We start from the raw sequence: 22,307 nt of genomic DNA on the forward strand, positions 1-22,307 counted from the left end.
CCGCTGCTCTCCCGCTGCGGGTCGGGCGATCAGGGGAGGGGGCGGATCCCCCGTCTCATGCCCGGCGCAGCAGGTCGCACAGGGCGTCCAGGGCCGCCGGGAAGGCGTGTTCCGGAGGGGTGGCGTAGCCGATCACCAGGGCCGGCGCGGCGGCCTCGTCGGCCGGGGCGGCACGGTGCCAGCCGAGGCCGCTGAGGGCGAGGCCGGCGGCTTCGGCGCGGGCCAGGAGTTCGGGCTCGGGGGTGGAGCCGGGCGGGAGTTGGAGGACGGCGTGCAGGCCGGCGGCGATGCCGGTGACCCGGACGTGCGGGGCGTGTTCGGCGAGGGCGGCGACGAGGTGGTCGCGGCGGCGCCGGTAGTGCAGGCGGCAGCGCCGTACGTGCCGGTCGTACGTGCCGGAGGTGATCAGTTCGGCGAGGGTCAGCTGGTCGAGCACCGGGGACATGGTGTCGGCCAGCACCTTCAGCCGGGCGACGGGTTCGACCAGCGCGTCCGGCAGGGCGAGCCAGGCCAGCCGCAGGCCGGGGGCGAGGCTCTTGGCGGCGGTGCCCGCGTACACCACCCGTTCCGGGTCGAGCGCCTGCATCGCGCCGAGCGGCTGCCGGTCGTAGCGGAACTCCCCGTCGTAGTCGTCCTCGATCACGTACCGGTCCTGCTCGCGCGCCCACCGCACCGCGGCCGCCCGTCGGTCGGCGGACAGCGGGGCGCCGGTGGGGTACTGGTGGGCCGGGGTGAGCAGCACCGCGCCGTTGCGGGGGCCGAGGTGCTCGACCTGCGCGCCCTCGCAGTCGAGCGGCAGCGGCGCGGTGGTCAGCCCCGCGGCCCGGACGACGGCGTGCTGCGGCGGCAGCCCGTACTCCTCGACCGCGAGCGAGCGGGCCCCGCGCTCCCGCAGGGCGGCGCAGAGCAGGCCGAGGCCCTGCTGGACGCCGTTGCAGACGAGCAGGTGGTCCGGGTCGGTGCGAACGCCGCGGACCCGGGCCAGGTAGTGGGTGAGCGCTTCCCGCAGTTCGATCCGGCCGAGCGGGCCGCCGTAGCCGAGGGCCTCGTGCGGCGCGGTGGCGAGGGCGCGGCGGGCGGCGGCGAGCCAGGCGGTGCGGGGGAAGAGCGAGAGGTCGGGCCGCCCGGACATCAGGTCGTGCCGGACGGTCCGCCGCCGTGCCTGCGGCCGGGCCGGCCGTACGGCGGGCGAGGGCGCGGCCCGCCGGGCGACGGTGGTGCCGGAGCCCTGCCGGGAGCTGAGCCAGCCCTCCGCGGTGAGCTGGCCGTACGCCTCGACGACGGTGTTGCGGGCGATGCCGAGGTCCTCGCCGAGGGCCCGGGAGGACGGCAGCCGGGTGCCGGGGGCGAGCCGGCCGGCCTGGACGGCTTCCCGCAGGGCGTCCTCCAGGGCGGCCCGCAGCCCGGTGCCGGCGGCGCGCCGCTCGGTGAGGTCCAGGTGCAGGTCGCCGCCGAAGGAGGTCCAGGAGCCGTTCACGGGCTCCATTCTCGCCTGTCGCCGGTCGGTTCCCGGTGGCCGCCGGCGGGCTCCTCGACGGTGGTGTCGAGGCGAGGGCGGGGTTCTTCGTGCGGGCGGTAGCGTGGGCGGTGGTCACCGTGGGTTCCTCGTGGTCGGTTCGCGTCCGTCACCGGTCCGACGGATGCCGACGTGAGGATGTGACAGGTGAGCGAGGAATTTTCCGGGACGGATCTCCTGGCCGAGCGCTTCGAGGCCGAGCGCCCCCAACTGCGGTCCGTGGCCTACCGGATGCTCGGGTCGGTGGCCGAGGCCGAGGACGCCGTCCAGGAGGCCTGGCTGAAGCTGAGCCGCGGCGACGTGAGCGAGGTGCGCAACCTCGGGGCCTGGCTGACCACCGTGGTCGGCCGGGTCTGCCTGGACCAGCTGCGTTCCCGGGCCTCCCGCCGGGAGGACCCGCTGCCCGAGCAGGAGGGGCAGGTACGGCTGCCGGACCCGGTGGTCAGCGGGCTGACGGCGCTGGATCCGGTGCACGAGATCCTGGTCGCGGACTCGGTCGGGATCGCGCTGATGGTGATCCTGGAGACGCTCTCCCCGGCGGAGCGGGTGGCCTTCGTGCTGCACGACATGTTCGACGTGCCCTTCGACGCGATCGCCGAGGTACTCGGCCGCACCTCGGCCTCCACCCGCCAGCTGGCCAGCCGCGCCCGCCGCCGGGTGCGGGACGCCACCCCGGCGGCCGACTCCGACAACGCCCGCAAGCGCGAGGTGGTGGAGGCGTTCATGGCTGCCTCCCGGGGCGGTGACTTCGACGCCCTGCTGGCCGTGCTCGACCCCGAGGTGGTGGCCCGTTCCGACGGCGGGACGCTGGTGCCGAGCGTGCTGCGCCGCGGCGCCGCCGACGTCGCCTCGCAGGCGATCACCTTCGCCCGCTTCGCCGCCGCGGGGCGCCTGGTGCTGGTCAACGGCTCGCCGGGGATGGTCTCCTTCGCCGAGGGCCGCCCGCTGTCGGTCATGTCCTTCACCATCCACGACGGTCGGATCACCGCCATGGACATCCTCACCGACCCGACCCGCCTGGCCGCCCTGGGCCTCACCGCGTAGACGCGGAACGGGCCGTCCGGCAGCCTGCCGGACGGCCCGTCGGACGCGAGGGTCCAGATCGACCGGTGCTCAGATCGACAGGTAGACGGCGCTGCCGACGCCGGCCAGGAAGCAGTAGACGGCGAAGGGCGTCAGGCTGCGGGTCTCGAAGTACTTGGTGAGGAACCGCACCGAGATGTAGCCCGCGACGAAGGCCGCGACGCTGCCCGCGGCGACGGGGCCGAGGACGGCGGAGTTCTCCGGCTTGAACAGCTCGGGCACCTTGAGCACCGAGGCGGCCAGGATGACCGGGGTGGCGAGCAGGAAGGAGAAGCGGGCGGCGTCCTCGTGGTGCAGTCCGCGCAGGATGCCGGCGCTCATGGTGACGCCGGAGCGGCTGATGCCGGGGAAGAGCGCGAGGATCTGGGCGGCGCCGATCAAGGTGCCCTGGCCGAAGCTGAGCTTGGTCAGCCGGGCGTCGGAGGCGATCGCCGGGTCCAGGCCCGGCTCGTCGACCGGGGCGGCGTGCCCGGCCCGGCGGCGGCCGGTGCCGCCGCGCTTGAGCCGCTCGGCGCCGAGCAGCACGAGCCCGTTGAGGGCGAGGAAGACCGCTGCCGGGACGGGCTTGCCGAGCGCGTGCCGCAGCGCCTTCTCCAGGGCCAGGCCGGCCACTCCGACCGGGATGGTGGAGATGATGAGCAGCCAGGCGAGCTTCTCGTCCCGGGTCTGCACCCGGCGGTGCCGGGCGGAGCTGATCAGGCCGCTGACCACCCGGACCCAGTCCCGCCAGAAGAAGACCACCAGGGCGAGCGCGGTGGCCAGGTGCAGGGCGACCAGGGCGGCGAGGTAGGAGGAGCCGTCGGCGGTCATGTCGAGATCCTGCTGGATCTTTCCGCCGATCACGGCGGGGAGCAGGATGCTGTGGCCGAGGCTGGAGACCGGGAAGAGTTCCGTCACACCCTGCAGCAGGCCGACGCCTATCGCTTCCGGGTAGGTCAGGGTGGACATCGCGCACCTTCGCTCGGGGAGTCTGCGGCCGGCCGATTCCGGGGGCCCCCGCGAAGCTACTACCGGCATGTAGACGCCCGGCAGCCCTGCCGCCAGAAGTTCATCGAGCGTACGTCCGGGCGACACCGGCCCCGAGTCGGCGTACCAGCATCCCGGCCACGGCGCCCGGGACGGCGTCGGCCGGAACCACCTGGTGCACGGCGCCGCCGATCAGCATTCCGGCGGTCGCCGTGAGCGGGGCGCCCACCAGCGGCAGGGTGACGGCCAGGACGGCGGGTAGCAGGGCGCAGGGGCGGCGGGGGCGGTCCGCCGCGGGCGGGGTGGGCATCGTGGGCATCGCTGGCCTCCTGCGGGGGCGAGGGGTCGACAGACGCCCACGATGCCGCCTACCGCAGCGTCAGGTTCAAGTCCTTTTCCGCGCCGTCCGGTTCATGCCACCACCTGCTGCCACCCCGACCCGTCCGCCGGCACCGGCGCGGTCGCGAAGTCGTAGCGCAGCAGCTCCGGCCCGAGGGCGAGCAGGGAGATCGAGGACGAGCCCCAGATCCGTCCGTCGCCGAAGTCCCGCCGCTGGATCAGCGCGGCGTCCTCGTCCAGCGCCAGCCCGTCACCGGTGATGATCGGCAGCCATGCGCCCCAGGCTCCGGCGGCCGTGCCGTCGGCGGTCGGCTCCGGTCTGGGCGCGGCGGCGAAGCGGGCCCGGAAGTGGTCGGCGCGCGCGGCCATCAGGGTCCGGATCCGTTCGGAGGCGGTGCGGTTGGCGGCCGTCCCCTCCAGTCCGTCGTTGACCACCACGCTGAGGCCGGTGGGCAGTTCGTGCTGTTCCAGCCGTCCGCCGCCCCAGCTGGTGACCCGGGCGCCGTCCGGGCTGACCTGGACGAGGTGGAAGGGGTCGTACGGGGTGAGGTCGAGGTGCCCGATCCCGCCCTGTCGGACGGCGGTGAGCGGCAGTTCGCCGCGGCTGAGCCGGGCGTCGGCGGGGGCGAGCGGGCCGAAGCCGTTCAGCAGGCAGGCGGCGGTGCGCCGGGCCGGGTCGACGGCCAGCCAGGTGCCGCCGGCCGCGAGGTCCAGCCCGCCGAGCAGTCCGGGCCGGTCCGGCCAGTGGTGGTCGGGCGGCAGCCAGCCGCGCCCGAGGTACTCGTCCCGGACGGACAGCAGCAGCACCGGTACCGCCGCCCCCGGCTCGATGCTGACGAACGCCGTGCACACGGTCCCGTCTCCCCCTACTCTCGTCCTGCCGGGGATCCCGGCGGGAACCCCCCTCAGCGATCATCGCACTCCTGTTCGTGCACCGGAAATGGCCCAAGGAGCCCGGCGCCGAATGCACCAGGACGGCAGGCCACTGCGCTCCTACGCTGGTAGTCATGACGACGACGAACGAGACCCCGAACGCCACCGACGGCCCGGTGCCGGCGCCGGAACAGCGCCTGGCGATGCCGAGGCTCGCGCCCGACTACTACCAGGCCATGATCGCTGTGGACCGGGCGTCCCGGCAGGGCGTCGACCCGGTGATCGCCGAGCTGGTCAAGGTGCACGCCTCGATGATCAACGGCTGCGCCTTCTGCATCGACATGCACGCCACCGACGCCCGCAAGAACGGCGAGCAGGACCACCGTCTGGTCTCCCTCCCCGCCTGGCGCGAGACCCCCTGGTTCACCGCCCGCGAGCGCGCCGCGCTGGCCCTCACCGAGTCGGTCACCCTGCTGACCCAGGGCCACGTGCCGGACGCGGTGCACCAGGAGGCCGCCGCGCAGTTCGACGAGACCGAACTCGCCCAGCTGATCGCCCTGATCGCCACCATCAACGCCTGGAACCGGATCGGCGTGGCCACCCGCATGAGCCCGGCAGCGAAGTGAGCGGAGCCGAGATGACCACCCAGCAGGACAGGGCCCGGCTGCTCAAGGAACTGCACCGCCCCGGCGAGCCGGTGGTGCTGGCCAACGTCTGGGACGCGGCGAGCGCCCGGCTGGTGGCCGCGGCCGGGGCGAAGGCGGTGGCGACGGCCAGCGCCAGCGTCTCCTGGTCGCTCGGCAGCCCGGACGGCGGCGCCGACCGCGACCAGGTGCTGGCCCGGACCGCCGAGGTGGTCCGCTCGGTCGGCCTGCCGGTCACCGCGGACCTGGAGAGCGGCTACGCGGACACCGCCGCCGGGGTCGGCGAGACCGTCGCCGCGCTGCTCGCCACCGGCGCGGTGGGCGTGAACCTGGAGGACGCCGAGTACGCCCCGGAGCAGGCCGCCGAGCGGATCGCGGCCGCCCGGGCGGCGGCCGGGGCGGCGGGCGTGCACCTGTTCGTCAACGGCCGTACCGACGTGTTCCTGCGCGGCCTGGGCGAGCCCGAGGGCCGGCTCGACGAGGCGGTCCGCCGGCTGCGGATGTACGTCGAGGCGGGCGCGGACGGCGTGTTCGTCCCCGGCGTCGCCGACCCGGAGACCATCGCCGCCCTGGTCGCGGCCGTCCCCGCCCCGCTGAACGTGCTGGCCGCCCCCGGCTCCCCGTCGGTCGCCGAACTGGCGAAGCTCGGCGTGGCCCGGATCAGCCTGGGCCCCGGCCTGGGCAAGGCGGCGTACGCGGCGGTCCGCCGCGCGGCCGAGGAGGTGTACGCGAGCGGCACGTACACCTCCCTGGACGGCGGGCTGACCTACCAGGAGCTCAACGCCCTCTCCGAGGGCTGAGCGGCGGAGGGCGGCCGGCTGACCGGACGGGGGTCGGTCAGCCGGCCCCCGACCGTCAGCCGATCTGTCCGCTGAGCCCCGGGTGGGACATCTGGTTGGTGCCGACGGCCTCCACCTCGTGGGCGGCGTGCCCGACCACCGGGAGCTTGCTCGCGGTATGGAGGGCGAGATCGGCGGGGGACAGGTTGAGGCCGTCGGTGATGCCGCCGGTGGCGTCCGGCGAGCTGGCGGTCTGGGTGGTGGCGGAGGCCGCCGGGGCGGCGAGGGCGAGGCCCGCCATGGTGAGGGCGGCCAGGGTGGCGAGTTTCTTCATGTCCTGCCGAACGACCCGGGCCGCCCCCAGGTAACCGGGTGGCACGGACCGTCACCCTCCGAACACCGTCATGCTCTGGACGCCGTCATCCTCTGAACGGTCAGCACCCTCAGGCCGTCACCCACAGCGTCCGCACGCTGTTGCTGATGAACGACCCGATCGGCTCGTTCACCCGCCCAGGCGCCGCCGCCAGCTCCGGGAACCGCTCGAACAGGTGCCGCAGTGCCGTCTCCGCCTCCAGTCGGGCCAGCCCCGAGCCGAGGCAGAAGTGCGGGCCGTGGCCCAGCGACAGGTGCCGGGCGGGCTGCCGGGTCAGGTCGAAGCGGTCGGCGTCCGGGTAGTGCCCGGCGTCGCGTCCGACCGCCGCGTAGGAGGCGAGCAGCGCCTCGCCGCGCCGGATCACCACGTCGCCGACCTCGATGTCCTCGCTCGCGTAGCGCAGCGGGAACTGGCCGACCGGCGAGTCGTGGCGCAGCGTCTCCTCCACCACCGCCGACCACGGCTGCGCGCCGTCCAGGACCAGCCGCAGCTGGTCGGGGTGGGCGAGCAGGGCCCGTACCGCGTTGGTGATCAGGTTGAGCGTGGTCTCGTGCCCGGCCACCAGCATCAGCAGCAGGGTGCCGACGAGTTCGGCCTCGCTGAGCCCCTCCCCGGCCTCCCGGGCGGCGATCAGGTCGGTGGTCAGGTCGTCGCCGGGATCGGCCCGCTTGGCCGCCACCACCGAGGCCAGCAGCGCGTTCAGGTCCCGCTGGGCGGCGACGGCCGCGGCCGGGGTGGCCGAGCTGGAGACCAGGGTGTCGGACAGCGCGTGCAGTTCGTCCTGCTGCTCCACCGCCAGGCCGAGCAGCTCGCCGATCACCTGCATCGGCAGCGGGTAGGCGAAGTGCTCGCGCAGGTCGAACGCGCCCTCCCGCTTCGCCACTTCGGCGAGCGAGTCGAGCAGCGTGACCGTCCGGGCCTCGATCGCGGGCGCCAGCGCGGCTATGCGGCGCGGGGTGAAGGCCTGGCTGACCAGCCCGCGCAGCCGCCGGTGGTCCTCGCCGTCGGCGGTGACCATGCCCGGTACGGTGACGAAGTTCAGCAGCGGCCAGCCCTCCGGCAGCCGCCCCTCCCGAAAGTCCGTCCAGAGCCGGGCGTTCTTGCCGACCCGGGGGTCGGCCAGCAGCGACTGCAGGGTGTCGTGGTGGGTTACCGCCCAGACCACCACCCCACCAGGGAGTTCCACCAGGACCGCTGGGCCGGCTGCCCGGAGTCGGGCGTTCTCTCCGTGCTGGTCGCGGCCGAAGGGGTCGAGCCGGACGGGTTCGGGGCGGGCTCCGGGGGAGCCGTCGGCGGTGTCCATGCGGGCCTCTCGGGGGCGGGCGGGCGGGGCGGGGTGAAGGCGCTGTACAGCACCGGCAGGGCGACCAGCGCCCGCGACCACGGGGACGGCCGCCAGGCCAGTTCACCCGACGGGACGGCGAGTTGGAGGTCCGGCAGGCGGTGCAGCAGGGTTTCGACGGCGGTCTCGACGATGATCCGCGCCGGGTGCTGGGCCGGGCAGACGTGCCGACCCGCGCCCCAGGCGAGGTGCGCCCGGTTGCCGCCGAGCGAGCCCTGGGCGGCGGAGGCGGCGCCCTGGGCGGCCGGATCGGCGTTGGCCGCGGCCAGGCCGAGCACCAGCATGTCGCCGGCGCTGATGTACTGGCCGCCGAGCACGGTGTCGCCGGTGGCCCAGCGGCCGGGGAAGTTCTGCGTCGGCGGGTCGCGCCAGAGCACCTCCTCCAGCGCGTCGGAGACGGTCAGCCGGCCGCCGGTGAGGGTGGCCCGGAAGCGCCGGTCGGTCAGCAGCAGCCGCAGGGTGTTGCCGATCCAGTTGATGCAGGTCTCGTTGCCCGCGACCATCAGCACCACCAGGTGGTGCACCGCCTCCTCGTCGGTCAGCCCGGCCGGGTGGGCGAGCAGCCAGGAGGTGAGGTCGGCGCTGGGCGCGGAGCGGCGGCGGCGCACCAGGTCGGCCAGGATCTCCTGGAACTCCCCGGCGGCGCGCACCGATTCGGGCCCGCTGTCCACGAAGTGGCTGATCAGCTCGACCATCCGCGGTCCGGCCCCGGTGGGCAGGCCGACCAGCTGGGTGGAGACCAGCAGCGGCAGCGCCCGGGCGTACTGGCCGATCAGGTCGGCGGTGCCGTCCGGACCCCAGCTGTCGATCAGGCCGTCGGCGGCGGTCTCGGTGGTCTCGCGCAGCTGCCGGTGGTCGATCTGGGCCAGGGTGTCCGAGACGGCGGCGCGCAGCCGCTGGTGCTCGGCGCCGTCCAGGTTGAGCAGGGTGGGCCGCCAGGCGGTCATCGGCTGGAGCCGCGAGTCGGGGGCGAGCCGGCCCTCGGCGGGCACCCGCCAGTGCCGCGAGTCCTTGGAGAACAGGGCCTCGTTGCGGGTGAGTTCGAGCAGCTCGCCGTAGCCGAGGACGAGCCAGGCCTCCACCCCGGGCTCCAGCTCGATCGGCGCGACCGGCCCGTGGCGCTCGCGCAGCCGGGCGTACAGGCCGTGCGGGTCGTCGGCGACGGCCTGCCCGTACAGCGGGGTCAGCGGCACGCCGACCGGCAGCCCGCCGCCGTACGCGGCCGCGCCGTTGGAGACCCCGCCGTACGGCGCGCCGTTCGAGGCGCCGGCGTACGGGCCCCCGCCGTGCGCGACCGGGCAGCCGGCGGCCTGCGGCGGCTCGGGAGCGGTCATCGCTGCAGCTCCAGGAGCGAGCTGCGGTGCAGGTGGTCCACGAAGTCGATCAGCAGGTCGTAGGACTGCCGCCGGTCACGCGCGTCGCAGTAGAGGATCGGCACGTCCGGCAGCACGTCCAGCGCCGAGCGCAGCTCCTCCTCCGGGTAGGTCGGTGTGTCCGGGAAGGTGTTGACCGCCACCGCGAAGGGGATGCGCTGCTCCTCCAGCCGGCCGAGCACGTCGAAGCTCTCGTCCGGCCGCCGCAGGTCGACCATCGCGATGGCGCCCAGCGCCCCGCGCGACAGGTCGTCCCACAGCGGCCAGAACCGCTGCTGCCCGGGCGTGCCGAACAGGTACAGCGCGAGTCGGGAGTTGAGCGTGATCCGGCCGAAGTCCAGCGCGACCGTCGTCGTGGTCTTGCCGCTGTGCCCGGTCAGATCGTCCACGCCGCTGCTGGCGGCGGTCATGGTCTCCTCGGTGCGCAGCGGGGTGATCTCGCTGAGCGAGCCGACCAGGGTGGTCTTGCCGACCCCGAACGGGCCGGTGACCAGGATCTTCACCGCGCCCTGCACCGAGGCCGGCAGGTACTGCGGCTCGGCCGGCACGTCGGCGGGGGCTTCAGCGGAGTTGGCGGAGGCCAACGAGCACCTCTTCCAGGAGGGTTGTGGGCAGGCGTTCGGCCTGCGGGACGGGCGGGAGCACCTGCACGGCGCCGAGGTCCCAGAGGTCGCCGACCAGCACCTTGACGACGCCGAGCGGCAGCCCCAGGTGGGCCGCCACCTCGGCGACGGAGAGCAGGCTGTGGCAGAGCCCGAGGATGCGCCGGTGCTCGCGGTTGAGCAGAACGTGCTCGGGCAGTTCCGGGGGGTCGGATAACGCGCTGACCAGGCTCTCGATGGCCAGGTCGGCCCGGGTGGGACGGCTGCGCCCGCCGGTGATGACGTAGGGCCGGACGGGCCCGTTCACCGGTGGCCCCCCGCCGCGTGGTCGACCCGCGGCGGGCTGGTGAGGTGGGTTCCGATCCGCTCGACCAGGACCTGCATCTGGTACGCGACCAGCCCGGCGTCCACCGCCTCGCTGGTCACCACGGCCAGGTGCGCGCCGGCCCCGGCGGCGACGATGAAGAGGTAACCGCCGCCGTACTCGATGATGATCTGGCGGGTGGCGCTGCCCGGTCCGCCGAAGCCCGCCGCGACGCCGCGGGCCAGCGACTGCAGTCCGGAGCAGGCGGCGGCGAGCCGTTCGGCGTCCTCGCGGGGGATGCCGGCGCTGCGGCCGATCTCCAGGCCGTCGTTGGAGACGACGACGGCGTGCTGGACCTGCGGGACGGCGATGATGTCGGCGAGCAGCCAGCCGAGATCAGGGGTGGTGGTCATGGAACTCTCCGGAGGGCTGGGGAAGTCGGGGGGAGCAGGGCGGGAAGGGTCAGTGGGGACCGGGCGGGGTCTGGGCCCGGGCCTGGGCGGCCGATCGGCCGCTGGCGGTCCCGGCCTGGAACATCGCCATGAACGCCTGCGCGTCCCGGGCCGAGCGGTACGGCGGGGCGGGCGGCGGGGGAGCGGCGTGCTGGGCGGGCCGGTTCGCGCGGTCGCGCCGGTGGCTCCGGCGGGGCAGCGGCGGCGGGGTGTCACCGGTGGCGGGGGGCCGGCCGGTGGGTGGGGTCTCCACCAACGGGTGGCCGGCCGTCGGGTGGCCGGCGGGAGCGGCCGGCCGGAAGTCGGGGCTGAACGCCCGGTCGTCCGGTCCGAGGCCGGGGACGGTGGGCGGCAGCGGCTCGGTGAGCAGGGCGTTCGGCAGCAGTATGACGACGCGCACGCCGCCGTACGGTGAGGGCGCCGAGCTGAGGGTGACCCGGAAGCCGTACTGCTCGGCGAGCCGGCCGACGGCGGCCAGGCCCAACTGCGGTACCTCGCCGAGCCGGGAGACCTCCAGGGTGCTGCCGCCGGCGAGCGCGGCGGCGGCCTTGGCGACGGCCTGTTCCGGCATGCCGACGCCGCCGTCGTCGATCTCGATCACCGCGCCGTTGTGCACCGGCATCAGGGTGACGAACACCTGGGTGCTGGGCGGGGAGTAGCGGGTGGCGTTGTCCAGCAGCTCGGCGATGGCGTGGATCAGCGCCTCGGCGGCGGCGCCGACCACCGCGGTCTCGATCCGGCTGCGGACCACCACCCGCTGGAACGGCAGGATCCGCGACTGGGCGCCGCGCACCACGTCCTCCAGCGTGACCGGTTCCGGCCAGTGCCGTCCGGCCCGGGCGCCGCACAGGACGGCCAGAGTCTGGGCCAGCCGGGCCTGTTGGGCGGCGGCGTGGTCGGCCTTGAGCAGGCCTTCCAACAGGGCCGGGTCGTCGTGGGTGCGCTCCATCTCGTCGAGCAGCGCCTGCTGGTCGTGGGCCATGACGAGGATGCGGCGGGCGACGCTGAGGAAGGCCCGCTGGGTGGAGGCGGTGAGCTCCTGCTCCTGCTGGACGGCGGCCAGGTCAGCGCCCCGGCGGGAGAGTTCGGCGGTCAGCTGGTCCTGGAGCCGGGCGAGTCCGTCCTGCAGCCGGTCGGCCCGGCCGCGGTGGGTGACGGACACGGCGCGGTACCGCGCGGCGGCCACGAGGGCGAGGACGGCGAGTACGCCGGTTGCCGTTACGGACCACTGAGTCATCGTCACGCCGCGAATTCTAGGGTGATGATCCTACGTAGGTGTGAACGGATCTCGCCAAGTGACCGGATCTCGTCAATATCGAGTCAATACGCCGTCAATCCAGCGTCGTTCGACCCCGATCGCGGGAGTCCGACGAGATCCGTGATCGTCCGTCCAGGGCCTTCCGGCCCGGGTCGACGGTACGGGTGATGGCCGATTCGCGTCCCGGGATGTGAGGGGTGTGTGTGCACGGTGTTGCGGAACGGACGGGGTCCGGTGCGGGAGCAGCGGCGCCGCGTCGTCCGGCCGGGGCCGGCGCTGTCTCTTGGGGCCTCGTGCGGCTCAACCGGTCACGGCCGGACCGGACGGACCGGCCGTACCGAGCCGCCGCACCAGCACCAGGGTGCGGTCGTCCGCGACGTCCTGCGCGACGGTGCGCACCAGCCTGCTCGCCGCGCCCCGGACCAGCTGCTGCTGCGGCCGGTGCGTGCGCACCTCCGGCTCGGCGGCGGCCAGCAGCCGGCCCACCCCCTCGTCCAGGTCCCGGCCCGGCACCTCCACCAGGCCGTCGCTGAACAGCAGCAGCGAGTCGCCGTACCCCAGCCGCCCGGACACCGGCGGGTACGGCGCGCCCGGCACCAGGCCCAGCGCCGGACCGCCGTGCCCGGAGGGCTGCCAGCCGTTCCTCCGGCAGTACCGCACGGGCGGCGGATGGCCCGCGTTGAACAGCCGGTAGCGGCCGGTCGCCGGGTGCAGCGCCAGGTGGACGGCGGTGGCGAAGTCGTCCTCCCAGCCCATCCGGACCAGGTGGTCGTTGGCGGCGGGCAGGAACGCCTCCGGCGGCACCCGGCCCAGCAGCATCGCGAAGGCGCCCGACAAGTGGGTCGACCGGGCGGCCGCCCGACTGCCCTTGCCCGACACGTCCACCAGCACCAGTTCCAGCAGGTCCTCCTCCGGGCGGTGGGCGCAGAGCAGGAAGTCCCCGGAGAAGGAGGCGCCACCGACCGGGGCCAGCTCGCTGTCGAAGTGCCAGTCCAGCAGCCGCTCCGGGAGGCGGGCCAGCGTCCGGTTGTGCTCGGCCAGCTCCAGCAGCATCGTGTCGCCCTGGGTGCCGCGCAGCCCCAGCCGGTGCCGGAACCGGTTCGCCGTCAGTACCGTCGCCCCCGTCGCGGCCAGCACCACCGTCACCCCCAGCCGCACCCCGCGCGGGTCCTGCACCGCCGCCCCGAGCCCGCTGCCCGCCAGCGCCGCGCACACCAGCACCAGCAGTTGCCCCCGCCGCAGCACCAGCCCGCCACCCACCACCGGCAGTACCAACGCCGACGGCGGCCACCCGTACGGCATCAGGATCGGCAGTACCCCCAGCACCACCGTCACCCCGAGCAGCACCCCCAGCGCCACCCGCCCCGCCCGTATGTCCCCGTCCAGCAGCCGCCCGTACCACCGCCGCACCCTCGCCATCAGTGCGGGCATCGGGACCTCCGCCAAGCGTGGGCGGTCCCCTGTCATGACCACCAGTCAGCCCGCCACACTAGCCCGTTCACCCCCACCAACCCCCCCAACCCCCACCCGCCCCGCACCAGAACCCGGCCCTCCCGACCGCCGGCCTTCCGATCGCCCTGCGCCAGAAGTCGGCGGGCCCGACTTCCTACTCCTCTTCCTCCGCCTTCGGCCAGGTGCGGAGGCCGGTGGTGAGGGTGGTGACGAGGCGGTCGTGGGTGGTGGTGAGATCTTCGGCGAGTTGGAAGGCGCCGGTGATGGAGAGGGAGGCGAAGCCGTGGGCGAGGGAGCGGACGGTGCGGGCGGCGTGGATGGCCTCGGGACCGTCGAGGCCGTAGGAGCGGAGGACGGCGATGATGACGCCGACGAGGCGGGTGGCCGCGCGGGTGAGGTCGTCGTCGGGCTGGGGGGCCTGGGGGAGGGCGGTGTAGCGGTGCGGGTGTTCGGTGGCGTAGGCCTGGTAGGCGCGAAGAACGGCGGTGACGGCGTCGTCGCCGCTGCGGCCGACCGCGGCCTCGGCGAGCCGGTCGGCCAGTTCCTCGGTGACCCGGACGGCGATCAGCCGGCGCAGTTCGGTCAGGCCTCCGCTGACGTGCTTGTAGAGGGAGGGGGTGGCGACTCCCGCGCGGGCGGCGACGGAGGCCAGGGTGAGGGCCTCGGCGCCCTGCTCGTCGATGAGGGCGAGGGCGTGGTCGACGACCTGGTCCGGGGTCAGTCCTACTCGGGGCATGGGTTCGGTTTCTCCGTACGGCTGCGGTTCGGCGGGTTCGGCGGGCTCAGCGGGTTCAGGCGAGCTCGGCGGGTTCAGGCGAGCTCGGCGAGGAAGGGCAGCAGGGCGTCCGCGACGGCCTGCGGGTTGTCGGCCATCGGGTAGTGGCCGGACCCCTCGATCATCACCTTCCGGGTGCCCAGCGCCGCGGCCTGCCGCTCGGCGACGGCCGTCGGGTCCGGGAAGTCGGGGTCCTTGCTGCCCATCAGGACGAGCGAGGGGCAGCGGACGGCCGCGCACCAGCCGATCGGCGCGGAGTCCCCGGTGACGTGTCCGCGGGTGGCGGTCTTGCGCCCGGGGGTGCGCAGGTCGGCGACCAGCCCGGCCACGTAGGTGTCGAGGTCGGCGGGTCGGGGGCCGGGGAAGGCCATCTTGCGCAGGTAGAAGCCCCAGACAGCCGGCCAGTGGACCATCGCGCTGCCCATGACGGCCATCACGCCGCGCATCAGGGCGTTGGCCCGGTGCTCGACGAAGGCGTCGATCAGCGCGATTCCGGCGACCCGCTGGGGCGCGTCCCCGGCGAGCTTGACCACGGTCGCCCCGGTGTAGGACTGCCCGACCAGGACGGCCCGCTCGATGCCGAGGTGGTCGAGCAGGGCGAGGACGTCGGTGGCGACGGCGGCCGGGCTGTAGTCGTCCCAGACGATCGAGGACTCGCCGAAGCCGCGCACGTCCATGGTGATGACCCGGCGCCCGGCGGCGGTGAGCAGCGGGTGCAGGTGCCGGTAGGCGCGGCGGCTGTCGAGCATTCCGGGGAGCAGGACGACGGGGGTGCCGTCGCCCTGCCGGGTGTCGTCGAAGGCGATCCGGCCGCCGGGGACGTCGAGGTACTGGGTGCTCGGGGTGATGGTGCCGTTCACGGTGGTCCTCCACGGGGTCGGTGCTGCCGATAGCCATAAAGCTATGGCTAATAGCCTTAGCCGTCAACCCCTTCCCCCGGTGTCCCGGGGACGGCTCAGACCCCCTCGGCCCGGAACGGGTCGTGCTCGCTGAGCAGCTTCTCCAGTCGGGCCTGGTCGACCCGGGCGACGGTGTCCGAGGACTCCTGCCGGTCCCGGATCACCTTGGCCAGCGTGAATGCGGAGGTGACGGTGTAGAGCAGGCCGATCCCGAGGAAGGCCCTGGTCCACCCGCCGACGGGCAGGTGGGCGACCCCGACGGCGAGGGCCGAGCCGGAGATCGCGAACGAGAGGACGGCCTGGACGAAGTACGCGGCCGTGGTGCGTGACTGCATCGGTGCGCTCATGCCGTCAGGATGTGGGGGTGCGGCCGGGTCGCACATGAGTAGGAGTACTCAGATGGGCTGGGCGAATGACGGTTCGTTCGTCGGCGTCCGACCACCTGCTCCCCAGTCGTCCCGGACGGATGGCTTGGAATCAGGGCCTCCTAGGATTAACGTTTGATAACGCAGCGCGGTCGTCAATGCCGTACCCAGACGGCACCGTGCGCCGTCGCCTAATCCCGCCGACCGGCCTCCGGGCAGGTCAGGGAGCCGGGGAACCACGTTCCTTGGGGTGAATCGGCGGGGCCCCGGCCCGGCCGTAGGAGACCTTCCTGCTCCGAACCCGTCAGCTAACCCGGTAGGCGCGAAGGAAGGAAAGGAGCGCGCCTCCGTGGCGTCGACGCACACCCCGGCACACCCGGCCGGCCCCGCAGCCGGTACCCAGCTCCTCGACCACCCCGGCCCGGACGGAACCGAGTCGCTCGGCACCGACGACTTCGCCCCGGAGGCCGAGGCCAACCGCCACCGGATGCCGCGTCAGACCCGCGGGGCCTCCCCGCTGCTCGGCGTCACCGCCGTCGCCGCCACCCTGGGCGCCACCGGTTTCGCCTCCGCCACCCCGGCCGCCGCGCCCGCCGTCGAGGCCGCGGACGAGGCCCCGGTGACCCTCGCCGCCGACCCGGGCCTCGCGCTCGCCGCCCGCATCCAGCAGCAGGCCGACAGCCAGCGCACCGCCGCCGAGGAGAGCGCCCGTCTGGAGGCCGCGAAGGAGGCTGAGGCGAAGGCCGCCGCCAAGGAGGCCGACGCCAAGCGCGCCGCCGACGAGGCCGAGCGCGCAAAGGCCGCCGCCCTCACCCTGCCGGTGAAGGACTACAACCTCTCCGCCCACTACGGGCAGAGCGCCCGCTACTGGGCCCACCTGCACACCGGCCTGGACTTCGCCGCCGACACCGGCACCCCGGTCTACGCGGTGGGCCAGGGCACCATCACCTCGGCCGGCTGGTCCGGCGCGTACGGCTACCGGATCGTCGAGACCCTGCCCGACGGTACCGAGATCTGGTACTGCCACCTCTCCTCGATCATCAAGGGCTCCGGCGCGGTCGGTTCCGGCCAGCAGATCGGCAAGGTCGGCGCGACCGGCAACGTCACCGGCCCGCACCTGCACCTGGAGGTCCGCCCGGGTGGCGGCGCCCCGGTCGACCCGGAGACCTGGCTCCAGCAACGCGGCCTCAACCCCTGACGGGAACCACCTGAACCCCTGACGGGAGCCCCCGACGGGAACCGGGGGCCCTGACGCGACGCCCGAGGGCCCCGGACACCCGGGGCCCTCGGCCGTTCACTCCGCCGACTCCGCCGGCAGCTGCGCCAGGTAGGCGTCGATCTCCTCCGCCCCCGGCTCCGGCGCGAGCTCCGGGAACTCCTCCACCAGCAGCCGCGGCAGCCCCGGCACCGTCCACTCGCCGATCAGGTCGAGCGCCACCTCGGCCGCCGCCGTCTCGAACTCCCCGAAGTCCCCGGCCAGTTCGTCCGGCATCGGCCGCCCCAGCGCGTTCAGCTCTGCCAGGTTGCGGTAGCTGCGCCGCATCAGGCCGTGTTCCAGCAGCCGCCGCGCGCCGTCGGTGGCCATGCCGACCGACAGCACCCGGCCCGGTCCCCAGCCCTGCTCGTCCGGTTCGTCCAGCCAGCCGGTCGGCACCAGCGCCTCGAACCCGGCCAGCCGTTCCTCCTCGCCCAGCCCGGCGAAGCCGGCCAGCCAGTCCCGCACCGCCGCCTCGTCCGTGGTGTCCACCCCGTGGGCGTGCAGCAGCACCGCGTACAGCCGCGGCCAGGTGACCAGGTCGGCGCGGCGCAGCAGCCCGGCCGCGACCTCGCCCTGCCACTCGGCCTCGGCGTGCAGCCGCTCCTGGCGCTTGGCGTTGAGCCGCTTCGCCGCCCGCTGGTGGTCGACCAGCAGCCGTACGGCGTCGCCGTACGCGAGCGGGTCCGCTTCCGGGGCGGGTTGGACGTAGAGGTGGAGCCGCTCGTACAGCAGGTGCTCCACCGCGTTGGAGGTCAGTTCGGGCCAGCCGTCGTGCATCCTGCCCTCGCCCAGTTCCAGCAGCGCCAGCACCGTGCGCAGCGGCTCCTCGGCCACCGGCGCGCGGTCCTGCTCGGCCGCCCAGTCGAGCAGGTCGGCGGCCCTGGTGCGCGGGGCGAGCCGCAGGTCTTCGTCGTTCATGTTCCGAACGGTAGCCGTCGGACGGGGGTAGGGTCGGCAGCCATGGTCCCCGTACGCCTCACCGGCCCCAGGCTCGCCATCCGCGAGTACCACCACACCCCGGAGGAAGTGGACGCGCTGCACGCGCTGTACAGCGACCCGGAGGTGACCCGTTACCTCCCCTTCGAGCCGCGCGACCGGGAGACCTGCGCCGACCAGATCGAGCTGTACCTGGAGGAGGCGATGGCCGAGGAGCGGGACACCTACCGCCTCGCCGTCGTCCGGCGGGAGGACGCAGAGGACCCGGCGGACGCGCTGCCGATCGCGCACGCCAGCCTCACCCTCGGCAAGTACCGCTCCGCTCACCTCGGTTACGTGCTGAGCCGCGGGGTGTGGGGCCGCGGCTACGCGGGCGAGATCGCCGGGCTGCTCTGCGAGCTCGCCTTCGGCCCGCTCGGGCTGCACCGGCTGGCCGCCCGGGTCGACGTGGACAACACGGCCTCCGCCAAGGTGCTCACCAGGCTCGGCTTCCAGCTGGAGGGGCGGGTGCGGCACGACCTGTACAAGGGCGGCGTCTGGTCGGACTCGTACCTGTACTCGATGCTCGTCGACGAGTGGCCCGGCCCTTCGGTGCCGTCCTGACCCCGGAAGCGGGCCCGGCCGGGGGTTAACCCCACCCCCGATCCGCCGGTCCCCCGGATGCCCCCTGAGCTGCGGCTCGGCCAGACTATGGGGTGTCAGGGAGTACGAACGACCGCGAGAACGAGGGGCCGGGGCCGGAGATGAGCAGCAGTCGAAGCATGCTGGACCAGGAGTGGGACGTCCACGGTGGCTACGGCGACGACGGCCCGGACACCGCCCGGGCCCGCCGCACCGAGCGGCCGCCGGCCTTCTGGCGGGCGCCGTTCTCCGCGCACTACTACCGCGAGATCGGCTACGTGCTCACCGGCCTGCCGGTGGCGATCGCCGGCTTCACCGTCGCGATCACCCTGTTCTGCTTCGGCCTCAGCACCGTCGTCACCGTCCTCGGCCTGCCGGTGCTGGCCGGCCTGACCAACATCGCCCGCGGCCTGGGCCGGGCGGAGCGGGCCCGGGTGCGCGGCATGCTCGGCCTGGACGTGCCCGGCCCGGCGCCGGTGCGGCCGGTCCGCCCGGGCAACTGGGGCGGGATCACCGCGCGGCTGGCGGACGTGGCGGGCTGGAAGGCCGTGCTGTACCAGGTGGTGATGTTCCCGTGGGCGGTGTTCAGCTTCTCCATGACGCTGGTGTTCCTGCTGCTCGGCTGGATGATGGCGCTCTACCCCGCCTACCACTGGGTCTTCCCGACCTACACCGACTGGCACGGCTACCGGCTGTTCGACTTCACCGGCAGCGACCACGTCCGGCACGTCTACTACATCGAGGGCACCTGGCAGATCGCCGCGTTCTCGCTGGCCGGGGTGCTGCTGGTCTTCCTCACCGCGCGGCTGGTCCGCGGCCTGACCAACGTCAACCGGGCCGCCGCCCTGGGCCTGCTCGGGCGCTGAACCCGCCCAGGCCCGCCCGCCGGCTGGCCCGCCGGCCAGGCCCGGTCCACCGTTCGAGGCCCCGCCCGCGCTCCGGATGCGGCCGGGGCCGGCCCGTGTTCGGATGGCCGGGTGGCCGCCGCACGGACCTCCGCGCCGAACCCCGACATCCTGATCACCTCCCGTCCGCTGGACGAGTACTGCGCGATGTTCGGCCTCACCCGCGCCCTGCTCGCCGCCCTGCCCGGGCCGGTGCTGGACTGCCCCGGCGGCGCGGCGGGCCTGGCCGCCGAGGCGCGCGAGCTGGGCTGCCGGGTGATCGCCGCCGACCCGGCGTACGCCCTGCCGCTGCCCGAGGTGGCGGACCACGCCCTGGCGGCCCGGGACTCGATGGCCGCCGCGATGGCGGCCCGCCCGCACCTGTACCCGGCGACCGGCCGCTGCCGGTCGGAGCGCTACCTGCGCAGCTGGGACCGCGCCCGCCGGCTGTTCACCGCCGACTCGGCCGCCCACCCGCAGCAGTACGTGGCCGCCGCGCTGCCCCGACTGCCCTTCGCGGACGGCGCCTTCGCCCTCACCCTGAGCGGCTATCTGCTCTTCGCCTACCCCGAACTGTTCGGCCCCGAGTGCCAGTTGGCCGCACTGGCCGAGCTGGTCCGGGTCACCGCCGCGGACGGCGAGGTCCGCGTCCAGCCGCTGTGCGACGGGTACGGGCGTCGCTGCGGGCACCTCGACCGGCTGCGGTACGCGCTCGGCGAGCACCGGATATCCAGCGAGGTCCGCCGCGTCCCCCGCGGGGACGGCCGCACCCGCCGGGTGCTGGTGCTGCGGGCCGCCGACCACCGCCGCCGGGAGCTCGGCGACAGTCGGATCGGTAATAGCCACTAGCCTGGTTCGGTCCTATACTCGCCCGCATGAGCGAGACCACGATCCGGCCCGCCGGGCCGGCCGACGCCGACCGGCTCACCGCGCTGATCCAGGCCTCCAGCGCCTACCGCGGCGCGTACTTCGCGATGATCGACGGCTACGTCGTGACGACCGACTACGTGGAGCGCCACGAGGTCCGGATGGCCGTGACCGATGACGACCGGCTGCTCGGCTTCTACGCGCTGATCCGCGAACCGGCCGAGCTGGACCTGATGTTCGTCGCGGACGAGGCCCAAGGGCTCGGCATCGGGCGGCACTTGATCACCGACATGCTCGACCGCGCCCGCGAGTCCGGGATCGCGGCGGTCAAGGTCGTCTCGCACCCGCCCGCCGAGGGCTTCTACCGGCAGCTGGGCGCCGAGCGCACCGGCACCCGCCCGCCGCGGGCCAAGACCCCCTGGGAGCAGCCCGAACTGCGCTTCACCGTCTAGGAGCCGTCACCGGCCGGCGGAACGGGCGGTGCCGACGGCACCGACGGCACCGGCGGAGCGGGCCGGGCCGCCGACGAAGGCGGCGAAGCCTGCGCCGGGACGAGTGCCGCCACCTGCAGTCGGGACAGGATCTTCTCCGCCAGCCAACTGCGGTCCGACCCGTACGGAATCCCCCGCGGGTCGACCAACTGCGCCGCCACCGCGTCCCGCAGCCGCTGCGCCTCGGTGCCGGGCAGCCGGGAGAGCAGGCCCCGGGCGGCCAGCAGCGCGTGGTACTGCTCGAAGCCCGAGCGCGGGTGCTCGATCGCGCCCAGCACGCTCGGCAGGTCCGCCAGCGACGGGTCGCCCTGCATCAGCGCGAGCGCCTGGATCCGGCGGCCCTCGGAGCCGTCCGCGAAGAGGTCCCGCACCTGGTCGACGGTCAGCGCCGAGCGCTTCGCGGTGGAGCGGACCTCGGCGACCACGCCCTCCGGCCCGGCGGGGGAGCCCGAGGACGGCGGCAACTGCGCGGCCAGCGCCGCCGGCTGCTCGGCACTGCCGCCGAGCAGCCCGAGGTGCTGCATCGCGCGCACCCGCAGGTCGTCCGCGCCCACCTTGTCGCCGTGCCGGTCGCGGTCCTGCCCGGCCAGGAAGAGGTCCAGCGCCTGGTCCGCGTCGGTCAGCACCTGCGGCAGCGCGAGCCGGGTCACCAGCCAGCCGGCCAGGAAGCCGAGGACCAGGAAGTACAGCACCAGCGCGGCCGCGAACGGCACCGCCGCGTCCTCCCCGCCGAGCGCGGGGGCCAGTGCCGTACCGAGCTGGTGCAGTCGCTCACCGAGCGAACCGAGCTGGGTCAGCCCGACGCCCAGCAGCACCTTGGTCAGCCAGTCCGACACCTGCTCCAGGTTGGTGTTCGGCGCGTACGAGCCCTGCGGCTCGCCGGAGCCGCTCTTCACCCGGGGCACCCCGAACAGGAAGCCCAGCGCGCCGCCGACCACCGTCGAGGCCCCGGCCACCACCAGCCCGCCGCCGAGCGCCTGCCAGGCGTGCTCCCGGCCGAGTGCGAACAGCAGCAGCCCGAGCAGTCCCGTCCCGCCGAGCACCCCGGCGGCCGCCCGCTGCGCCGTCCGCAGCGCCGACGTGCCGACCCGTCGTGCCTTCGCCATCGCCCACCCCCAGTGTCCGCGCCGCTGCGCTGCGCCCCGTCGTTCCCGTGGTGGGGCCGCGCCGACTCTAGCGCCGCGGCCCCACCACGGGAACGGCCCGGGGGCGGCCCGGCTACGACGGGGACGGTGCGTGCCCGGAAACGCAGACGACCCGCGGGCTGCTCCCCGACGCCGGCCCGTGCACTGGCCTGGCGCCGAGGCACCGGGGATGTACCGGTGAGCCCGCGGGTCGGGTGACTGCTATGGATTTCGCCTGCCGGAGGCCTCAGGGCCTCACCCTGCGCAGGCAGGGGCGGCTCTAGCGAGCAGCCACCTCACACATCCTGATGGAACTCAAGTACATAACATGATGCGCACTATGACCCCGTACGTGAGCCGGAACATCCGGCAGACAGAACTCGAATCCGTTCGCGCAGTGATCTACGCCCGCCAGTCGAAGCGGCGCGTTGATGAGTCGGAGACCTCCACCGAATCCCAGATCGGCAGGGGCACGGCCCTTGCTGAGGGCAAGGGTTGGAAGGTCGGTCGCGTCTTCCAGGACATCGGTAAGTCCGGATGGGACCCCGACACCGAACGGGCCGGGTTCGACGCCATGATGGCGGCGGTGCGCGCGGGCGAAGTAGACGTGGTGGTTGTCTTCTCGCTGGCCCGGCTCACTCTGAGCTTCCCCCGGTGTGCGGGAGGTGCTGATCAGCTGGTCAGAAGGGGTTGGCGGGGTTTCAGGTTCACTTGTTCGGCCGTCGCGTGGT

At 74.2% G+C, this 22,307-nt stretch carries 26 protein-coding genes and 1 riboswitch; of the genes, 9 read left to right on the forward strand and 17 right to left on the reverse strand.

What is annotated here, in order from left to right; translation table 11 throughout:
• Positions 1 to 55: 55 nt before the first annotated feature.
• Positions 56 to 1,486 carry a PLP-dependent aminotransferase family protein gene (locus ACGF12_RS31840; RefSeq protein ID WP_393037774.1) on the reverse strand — a complete coding sequence of 477 codons (1,431 nt, stop codon included), beginning with the start codon at positions 1,484 to 1,486 and terminating at the stop codon, positions 56 to 58.
• Positions 1,487 to 1,663: 177 nt separating this feature from the next.
• Here ACGF12_RS31840 and sigJ point away from each other — a divergent pair, with 177 nt between their 5' ends.
• Entirely contained in the window at positions 1,664 to 2,560 is an 897-nt protein-coding gene (gene sigJ / locus ACGF12_RS31845; RefSeq protein WP_393037777.1) for an RNA polymerase sigma factor SigJ, read from the forward strand.
• Positions 2,561 to 2,629: 69 nt separating this feature from the next.
• On the opposite strand, the gene ACGF12_RS31850 is transcribed toward sigJ, so the two are convergent.
• The 3 genes from ACGF12_RS31850 to ACGF12_RS31860 form a co-directional block, all read right to left on the reverse strand.
• Complete coding sequence (locus ACGF12_RS31850; RefSeq protein WP_393037780.1) at positions 2,630 to 3,547, reverse strand: undecaprenyl-diphosphate phosphatase; 918 nt, start codon at positions 3,545 to 3,547, stop codon at positions 2,630 to 2,632.
• Between the two features lie 100 nt (positions 3,548 to 3,647).
• The gene (locus ACGF12_RS31855) at positions 3,648 to 3,884 is read right to left on the reverse strand and encodes a hypothetical protein (protein WP_393037783.1); all 237 of its coding nucleotides are present in this window, start codon (positions 3,882 to 3,884) and stop codon (positions 3,648 to 3,650) included.
• 92 nt (positions 3,885 to 3,976) lie between these two features.
• Positions 3,977 to 4,756 carry an NRDE family protein gene (locus tag ACGF12_RS31860; protein ID WP_393037786.1) on the reverse strand — a complete coding sequence of 260 codons (780 nt, stop codon included), beginning with the start codon at positions 4,754 to 4,756 and terminating at the stop codon, positions 3,977 to 3,979.
• 155 nt (positions 4,757 to 4,911) lie between these two features.
• Here ACGF12_RS31860 and ACGF12_RS31865 point away from each other — a divergent pair, with 155 nt between their 5' ends.
• On the forward strand, positions 4,912 to 5,403 hold the full coding sequence (locus ACGF12_RS31865) for a carboxymuconolactone decarboxylase family protein (RefSeq protein WP_393037789.1): 492 nt from the start codon (positions 4,912 to 4,914) through the stop codon (positions 5,401 to 5,403).
• 11 nt (positions 5,404 to 5,414) lie between these two features.
• Complete coding sequence (locus tag ACGF12_RS31870; RefSeq protein ID WP_393037792.1) at positions 5,415 to 6,221, forward strand: isocitrate lyase/phosphoenolpyruvate mutase family protein; 807 nt, start codon at positions 5,415 to 5,417, stop codon at positions 6,219 to 6,221.
• Positions 6,222 to 6,276: 55 nt separating this feature from the next.
• Here the strand turns inward: ACGF12_RS31870 and ACGF12_RS31875 are convergent, their stop codons facing one another.
• The 11 genes from ACGF12_RS31875 to ACGF12_RS31925 all read right to left on the reverse strand — a co-directional run bounded on the left by ACGF12_RS31875 (position 6,277) and on the right by ACGF12_RS31925 (position 15,377).
• On the reverse strand, positions 6,277 to 6,534 hold the full coding sequence (locus ACGF12_RS31875) for a hypothetical protein (protein ID WP_393037795.1): 258 nt from the start codon (positions 6,532 to 6,534) through the stop codon (positions 6,277 to 6,279).
• A 109-nt stretch (positions 6,535 to 6,643) separates the two neighbouring features.
• Positions 6,644 to 7,738: a cytochrome P450 gene (locus ACGF12_RS31880; protein ID WP_393037798.1), complete on the reverse strand. Its 1,095-nt coding sequence runs from the start codon at positions 7,736 to 7,738 to the stop codon at positions 6,644 to 6,646.
• The gene (locus ACGF12_RS31885) at positions 7,723 to 9,249 is read right to left on the reverse strand and encodes a cytochrome P450 (protein WP_393037801.1); all 1,527 of its coding nucleotides are present in this window, start codon (positions 9,247 to 9,249) and stop codon (positions 7,723 to 7,725) included. The genes ACGF12_RS31880 and ACGF12_RS31885 overlap by 16 nt, the downstream gene beginning before the upstream one ends.
• Positions 9,246 to 9,872: an ATP/GTP-binding protein gene (locus ACGF12_RS31890; RefSeq protein ID WP_393037804.1), complete on the reverse strand. Its 627-nt coding sequence runs from the start codon at positions 9,870 to 9,872 to the stop codon at positions 9,246 to 9,248. Before ACGF12_RS31890 ends, ACGF12_RS31885 begins: the two co-directional genes overlap by 4 nt.
• Positions 9,850 to 10,197 (reverse strand): DUF742 domain-containing protein, encoded by a 348-nt coding sequence (locus ACGF12_RS31895; RefSeq protein ID WP_393037807.1) that lies wholly within the window; start codon positions 10,195 to 10,197, stop codon positions 9,850 to 9,852. Before ACGF12_RS31895 ends, ACGF12_RS31890 begins: the two co-directional genes overlap by 23 nt.
• Entirely contained in the window at positions 10,194 to 10,607 is a 414-nt protein-coding gene (locus ACGF12_RS31900) for a roadblock/LC7 domain-containing protein (protein WP_387618830.1), read from the reverse strand. The genes ACGF12_RS31895 and ACGF12_RS31900 overlap by 4 nt, the downstream gene beginning before the upstream one ends.
• Positions 10,608 to 10,656: 49 nt before the next feature.
• Positions 10,657 to 11,883: a sensor histidine kinase gene (locus ACGF12_RS31905; RefSeq protein ID WP_393037849.1), complete on the reverse strand. Its 1,227-nt coding sequence runs from the start codon at positions 11,881 to 11,883 to the stop codon at positions 10,657 to 10,659.
• Between the two features lie 321 nt (positions 11,884 to 12,204).
• On the reverse strand, positions 12,205 to 13,335 hold the full coding sequence (locus ACGF12_RS31910; protein WP_393037810.1) for a PP2C family protein-serine/threonine phosphatase: 1,131 nt from the start codon (positions 13,333 to 13,335) through the stop codon (positions 12,205 to 12,207).
• 175 nt (positions 13,336 to 13,510) lie between these two features.
• Positions 13,511 to 14,092 (reverse strand): TetR/AcrR family transcriptional regulator, encoded by a 582-nt coding sequence (locus tag ACGF12_RS31915; RefSeq protein WP_393037813.1) that lies wholly within the window; start codon positions 14,090 to 14,092, stop codon positions 13,511 to 13,513.
• A 74-nt stretch (positions 14,093 to 14,166) separates the two neighbouring features.
• Complete coding sequence (locus ACGF12_RS31920) at positions 14,167 to 14,991, reverse strand: alpha/beta fold hydrolase (RefSeq protein WP_393037816.1); 825 nt, start codon at positions 14,989 to 14,991, stop codon at positions 14,167 to 14,169.
• 95 nt (positions 14,992 to 15,086) lie between these two features.
• Positions 15,087 to 15,377, reverse strand: coding sequence for a YiaA/YiaB family inner membrane protein (locus tag ACGF12_RS31925; RefSeq protein ID WP_393037819.1), 291 nt, complete (start codon positions 15,375 to 15,377; stop codon positions 15,087 to 15,089).
• A 196-nt stretch (positions 15,378 to 15,573) separates the two neighbouring features.
• Positions 15,574 to 15,732, forward strand: a riboswitch (cyclic di-AMP (ydaO/yuaA leader).
• Between the two features lie 12 nt (positions 15,733 to 15,744).
• Here ACGF12_RS31925 and ACGF12_RS31930 point away from each other — a divergent pair.
• Positions 15,745 to 16,593 carry a M23 family metallopeptidase gene (locus tag ACGF12_RS31930; protein WP_393037822.1) on the forward strand — a complete coding sequence of 283 codons (849 nt, stop codon included), beginning with the start codon at positions 15,745 to 15,747 and terminating at the stop codon, positions 16,591 to 16,593.
• Positions 16,594 to 16,689: 96 nt separating this feature from the next.
• Here ACGF12_RS31930 and ACGF12_RS31935 read toward each other — a convergent pair whose 3' ends face one another.
• Complete coding sequence (locus tag ACGF12_RS31935) at positions 16,690 to 17,571, reverse strand: hypothetical protein (RefSeq protein ID WP_393037825.1); 882 nt, start codon at positions 17,569 to 17,571, stop codon at positions 16,690 to 16,692.
• A 42-nt stretch (positions 17,572 to 17,613) separates the two neighbouring features.
• On the opposite strand from ACGF12_RS31935, the gene ACGF12_RS31940 reads away from it, so the two are divergent.
• The 4 genes from ACGF12_RS31940 to ACGF12_RS31955 all read left to right on the forward strand — a co-directional run bounded on the left by ACGF12_RS31940 (position 17,614) and on the right by ACGF12_RS31955 (position 20,413).
• On the forward strand, positions 17,614 to 18,192 hold the full coding sequence (locus ACGF12_RS31940; RefSeq protein WP_393037828.1) for a GNAT family N-acetyltransferase: 579 nt from the start codon (positions 17,614 to 17,616) through the stop codon (positions 18,190 to 18,192).
• A 140-nt stretch (positions 18,193 to 18,332) separates the two neighbouring features.
• Positions 18,333 to 19,076, forward strand: a complete 744-nt coding sequence (locus ACGF12_RS31945; RefSeq protein ID WP_393037831.1) for a sensor domain-containing protein — start codon at positions 18,333 to 18,335, stop codon at positions 19,074 to 19,076.
• Between the two features lie 111 nt (positions 19,077 to 19,187).
• A complete protein-coding gene (locus ACGF12_RS31950) occupies positions 19,188 to 19,943 on the forward strand; it encodes a hypothetical protein (RefSeq protein ID WP_393037834.1) in 756 nt (251 codons plus the stop codon).
• A gap of 26 nt (positions 19,944 to 19,969) precedes the next feature.
• Positions 19,970 to 20,413 carry a GNAT family N-acetyltransferase gene (locus tag ACGF12_RS31955; protein ID WP_393037837.1) on the forward strand — a complete coding sequence of 148 codons (444 nt, stop codon included), beginning with the start codon at positions 19,970 to 19,972 and terminating at the stop codon, positions 20,411 to 20,413.
• Here ACGF12_RS31955 and ACGF12_RS31960 read toward each other — a convergent pair.
• Positions 20,410 to 21,558, reverse strand: a complete 1,149-nt coding sequence (locus tag ACGF12_RS31960) for a hypothetical protein (RefSeq protein WP_393037840.1) — start codon at positions 21,556 to 21,558, stop codon at positions 20,410 to 20,412. The genes ACGF12_RS31955 and ACGF12_RS31960 overlap by 4 nt on opposite strands.
• A 358-nt stretch (positions 21,559 to 21,916) precedes the next feature.
• Between ACGF12_RS31960 and ACGF12_RS31965 the strand changes: the two genes are divergently transcribed.
• A partial coding sequence (locus ACGF12_RS31965) for a recombinase family protein (protein ID WP_393037843.1) occupies positions 21,917 to 22,307 on the forward strand: 391 nt, incomplete at its 3' end.

It is taken from the genome of Kitasatospora sp. NPDC048296 (genome assembly GCF_043201815.1).
GTDB lineage: Bacteria > Actinomycetota > Actinomycetes > Streptomycetales > Streptomycetaceae > Kitasatospora.

Coding starts and splice junctions, on each gene's coding strand:
- ACGF12_RS31840 (WP_393037774.1), bottom strand. CDS start 1,486: ATGGAGCCCGTGAACGGCTCCTGGACCTCCTTCGGCGGCGACCTGCAC.
- ACGF12_RS31850 (WP_393037780.1), bottom strand. CDS start 3,547: ATGTCCACCCTGACCTACCCGGAAGCGATAGGCGTCGGCCTGCTGCAG.
- ACGF12_RS31855 (WP_393037783.1), bottom strand. CDS start 3,884: ATGCCCACGATGCCCACCCCGCCCGCGGCGGACCGCCCCCGCCGCCCC.
- ACGF12_RS31865 (WP_393037789.1), top strand. CDS start 4,912: ATGACGACGACGAACGAGACCCCGAACGCCACCGACGGCCCGGTGCCG.
- ACGF12_RS31870 (WP_393037792.1), top strand. CDS start 5,415: ATGACCACCCAGCAGGACAGGGCCCGGCTGCTCAAGGAACTGCACCGC.
- ACGF12_RS31875 (WP_393037795.1), bottom strand. CDS start 6,534: ATGAAGAAACTCGCCACCCTGGCCGCCCTCACCATGGCGGGCCTCGCC.
- ACGF12_RS31885 (WP_393037801.1), bottom strand. CDS start 9,249: ATGACCGCTCCCGAGCCGCCGCAGGCCGCCGGCTGCCCGGTCGCGCAC.
- ACGF12_RS31900 (WP_387618830.1), bottom strand. CDS start 10,607: ATGACCACCACCCCTGATCTCGGCTGGCTGCTCGCCGACATCATCGCC.
- ACGF12_RS31905 (WP_393037849.1), bottom strand. CDS start 11,883: ATGACTCAGTGGTCCGTAACGGCAACCGGCGTACTCGCCGTCCTCGCC.
- ACGF12_RS31910 (WP_393037810.1), bottom strand. CDS start 13,335: ATGCCCGCACTGATGGCGAGGGTGCGGCGGTGGTACGGGCGGCTGCTG.
- ACGF12_RS31915 (WP_393037813.1), bottom strand. CDS start 14,092: ATGCCCCGAGTAGGACTGACCCCGGACCAGGTCGTCGACCACGCCCTC.
- ACGF12_RS31925 (WP_393037819.1), bottom strand. CDS start 15,377: ATGAGCGCACCGATGCAGTCACGCACCACGGCCGCGTACTTCGTCCAG.
- ACGF12_RS31935 (WP_393037825.1), bottom strand. CDS start 17,571: ATGAACGACGAAGACCTGCGGCTCGCCCCGCGCACCAGGGCCGCCGAC.
- ACGF12_RS31940 (WP_393037828.1), top strand. CDS start 17,614: ATGGTCCCCGTACGCCTCACCGGCCCCAGGCTCGCCATCCGCGAGTAC.
- ACGF12_RS31945 (WP_393037831.1), top strand. CDS start 18,333: ATGAGCAGCAGTCGAAGCATGCTGGACCAGGAGTGGGACGTCCACGGT.
- ACGF12_RS31955 (WP_393037837.1), top strand. CDS start 19,970: ATGAGCGAGACCACGATCCGGCCCGCCGGGCCGGCCGACGCCGACCGG.
- ACGF12_RS31960 (WP_393037840.1), bottom strand. CDS start 21,558: ATGGCGAAGGCACGACGGGTCGGCACGTCGGCGCTGCGGACGGCGCAG.